The organism is Micromonospora sp. DT4 (assembly GCF_049841675.1).
GTDB lineage: Bacteria > Actinomycetota > Actinomycetes > Mycobacteriales > Micromonosporaceae > Micromonospora.
On record NZ_JBNCKT010000232.1, the window covers coordinates 1 to 3,211 of the forward strand.

General features: G+C 64.6%; 5 protein-coding genes. All 5 read right to left on the minus strand.

The features are described 5' to 3' along the window. Window positions 1–169: 169 nt before the first annotated feature. Entirely contained in the window at window positions 170–628 is a 459-nt protein-coding gene (locus tag ACLQ24_RS29075; RefSeq protein WP_425894933.1) for a hypothetical protein, read from the minus strand. Next, window positions 603–878 carry a hypothetical protein gene (locus tag ACLQ24_RS29080; RefSeq protein WP_425894934.1) on the minus strand — a complete coding sequence of 92 codons (276 nt, stop codon included), beginning with the start codon at window positions 876–878 and terminating at the stop codon, window positions 603–605. The genes ACLQ24_RS29075 and ACLQ24_RS29080 overlap by 26 nt, the downstream gene beginning before the upstream one ends. Before the next feature lie 180 nt (window positions 879–1,058). Continuing rightward, entirely contained in the window at window positions 1,059–2,258 is a 1,200-nt protein-coding gene (locus ACLQ24_RS29085) for an ISAs1 family transposase (protein ID WP_425894935.1), read from the minus strand. Window positions 2,259–2,505: 247 nt separating this feature from the next. Beyond that, window positions 2,506–2,772, minus strand: a complete 267-nt coding sequence (locus tag ACLQ24_RS29090) for a hypothetical protein (protein WP_425894936.1) — start codon at window positions 2,770–2,772, stop codon at window positions 2,506–2,508. After that, window positions 2,769–2,987 (minus strand): hypothetical protein, encoded by a 219-nt coding sequence (locus ACLQ24_RS29095; RefSeq protein ID WP_425894937.1) that lies wholly within the window; start codon window positions 2,985–2,987, stop codon window positions 2,769–2,771. The genes ACLQ24_RS29090 and ACLQ24_RS29095 overlap by 4 nt, the downstream gene beginning before the upstream one ends. Window positions 2,988–3,211: the final 224 nt, after the last annotated feature.

The following is a 3,211-nucleotide window of genomic DNA, read 5'->3' on the forward strand; positions in this document are numbered from 1 at the left end:
TCCACAACTGCCCGACTCGCCGCCTTCGTCCGTGTCGCGCCAATCAACCGTTATGCGTTGCTGAGATCACCTCAGTGCACCACGGAGAGAACGAGGAAGCCTGGCGTCAGCGGTTCGACCTCCACCGCGCGAAGGTGTTCAGTCAGCGGCTCGACGTGACCTGGCTGGTCTAGAAAGGGATGTCGTCGTACTCGGTTCCGTAGGCTTCCAGTTCTTCCGGCTTGCGAGTCCGAAGTACTTTGACCTGGGTCCACAGCTTCCACCGACCGAGCTTCCACTGGATCAGATTGACACGCTGACGCCTCTGACTACGCCGGATGGCCTCCTTGGTGGGCGGATGAAAGTCAAAATGCCTTTCAGGGGGGTAGTTGCCAAACCGCTTCCAGCGGACGCCGGAGGCATCTGTGAATCCTACGTTTATGGTGAATCGCGATAAGTCATAGCCCGCGCCCTCACCGATCTCAGTTGGCGGGATCGCCACCTCGCCACGAGCCACTTCTTCGATCACAGCCACAGATTCTGGCTCATCGCTGAAACGGATTTCTACATCATGGGACCAAGTCGCGTAGAAGTTGATACGCACATCGAAAATGGGTGCCTGGCTATAATTCTTCACTTGCCAGGTCAAGCCAATTGCCGGACCTGCCAACCAACTCGCCGTAGGCGTTGGCACCCGAGGGCTTCCAGTTGATCATTCTTCCAACGATCAGCCGTGCCTGTGCCGCCTCGCCGTCGCGCTGCTCCTCGCGCCGCACGCGGATCTCATGACGGAACAACAATCCGGTGAAGATTACAGCAAACGTCGACATCACCAGGCCGACGACGCTCCCCCACGCCTGCATCCAGTCGGTGATCTTCGGAGCCTCAGCAGCAAGCACCCGGCCAGGGTAAGACCTCGATGCGACATCCCCAGATCACGCGGCAGCCCTTGATGCGATGAGTGTGATCTGCCCCACAATGGTTTCGTACCGTACTTCGAGGGGTGTTTAGGGTCAGGAGTCATGATCGATGAGAACATGTTCGAAGGTCGCCCCCCTCTGCTCACGGCCGTTTCATGATCATGATGTGAGGCCGAGGATGGTGAATGGCCTGGTCATGTTGCGGGCTGCCCAGCGGGTGGCTTCGGTGATGTCGGGTCGGCCGGCCAGGCGTAGGGCGTTGTTGGCGAGGTTGCGTAGCGAGGCCAGGACACGGGGCCCGGATCGGGTACGCACTGTTGACTGGTCTTCGTGGTGGCAGGTGTCGTGGATGAAGTGCAGTGACTCGATGGCCCAGTGGCCGCGGTTGTAGGCGGCCAGTTCTGCTGGGCTGGCGCGGTCGGGGGTATGGCTGGCGACGCCGAGTTGCGCGGCTGCGGATTGCTGTCCGCTGGCGTTGTCGGTGGCGTAGCGTTCGATCAGCCAGACCTGGTTGACGTGTGGGAACGGCAGGTCGGGCGGGGCAGGTAGGACCCGGATGGTGCGGCGGGTGCTCCGGCCGTGTCCGCTGTCGGGGTCGTGGCAGGCGATCGGGGTGTCGGCCCATGGCAGGGTGTTGAGGGCGTCGAACAGTGCCTGCCGGTTCTGTTTCACTGGCAACACGAACTCGCCGCCCTGCTGGTGGATCAGGTCGGCGGTGGCCTTGACGGTGTGCAACGCGTCCGCGGTGACAGTCACGCCCCGCAGGTCGAGGGTTTCCAGCAGGGCGCGGGCGGTGGCTGGCTCGCTGGTCTTGGCCCCGTCGGTGGGTGCTTGGGCGACGATGACACTGGCCGCACCTGATCGCGGCGGGCCTACGAGGGCGGACATCAGGTGCAACTGATCACCGTCGTGGTCAACGGCGCCGCGCACGGTCTTGCCGTCCAGTCGCAGCTGCGTCGGCGTGTCGACGCAGCTGCGGGCATGCTGGGTCGCCGTCCACTCGGCGATCACGGCGTCCAACACGTCGGCGTCGGTATCAGTGCAGACCCGCCAGATCGTCGAGCGTGACGGCCGTCCGGCCGGGCGCGCTCCGACTCGCTGATACAGGCTGTCCAGGACCTCGGCCGAGACGTCGGCGACCCAGCCCGTCATCGCCGTGTAGCCCTTCGACCCGGCCACCGTCGCCGCCGCGACCAGCGCCAGGACGACCGCGACCGGATGATCCCGCCCCTGCCCACAACGGCCGTCAGACACCGCCAGCAACAACTCCAGCAGATCGCGACACGACGGCGTGAACGACACGCCACCATCGCGCGGCGCGGGCACCGAATCGACAACAGGGATGACAGACTGCGCCATGACGAAGCTCCGGGTGGACCAGATCCGTGAGAAGACCTCGTCCTAACGGAGCTTCGTCCCCATTCGGCACGCCGACGTGGTGACCACTACCCACCGTAAGATGATCTTGAAACGGCCGTGGCTGCTGAGGCAGGCGCTCGCCCCGTGCATCACCTGCGGCAAGGACGAACACGGGACCGAGGATCACCCGATGGTCCGCACAGGCACGCTGAACGATTGACCCATGCGGGATACCCGCCAATACCGCTTAGGCTCGTACGCGCGAACTGGACCGCCTCGGTTGACCACCCGCCGGGGCGGTTCGCCGTTGGATGACCAGCCCGGCCCTCATGACGTACACCTCGCGCTTGGCGGTGGCGTCGCCCCGCGCGTCGAGCACGTATCCGGTGACCCAGATCCAGTCGTGGTAGGGGTCGGGCTCGCCAACGGACACCACGCGCAGCATCAGCGCCCGGTTCCCGGTGAACTGCGGCGAGCAGGCGGCCCCGATCAGCACGACGTCTCCCGGCTTCACGCCAGCCACCCGAGGAACCGGCGGTACACGGCGTCGGCAGGAGCCCAGGTCATGTCCTGCGTAGCTGCCACCAGGTGCGACCCCAGGTAGATCCGCAGGGCTACCGGCGAGGCGGCGTACTCGTCCAACAGCTCCACGCGGCGCGTGGAGCAGGGCCAGGGGCGTTCGCACACCTCGCACAACCAGAGCGGTAGCACCGGTCCGTGTGTGGTCATCAGCTCTCACCTGGCCAGTGACCCCGGTTGATCGGGATCTTGTGTCTGGCGCGGCAGGGCAGCTCGTTCCCGCACTTGCAGACGTTCCGCCACTTGATCCACGACCACACCGGCCTGTGCCTGCGAGCCAAGGTCATTGCTACCGCCGTTATTGACCCGTAACCCAAATGGTTTGTGATCGTTTGGGGTGTATGGGCGTTACGGTGCGGGACGCGCGTCGGCTT

Bases quoted from the DNA above. Each gene is read 5' to 3' on its own strand.
- ACLQ24_RS29085 (WP_425894935.1), bottom strand. From the start codon at position 2,258: ATGGCGCAGTCTGTCATCCCTGTTGTCGATTCGGTGCCCGCGCCGCGC.
- ACLQ24_RS29095 (WP_425894937.1), bottom strand. From the start codon at position 2,987: ATGACCACACACGGACCGGTGCTACCGCTCTGGTTGTGCGAGGTGTGC.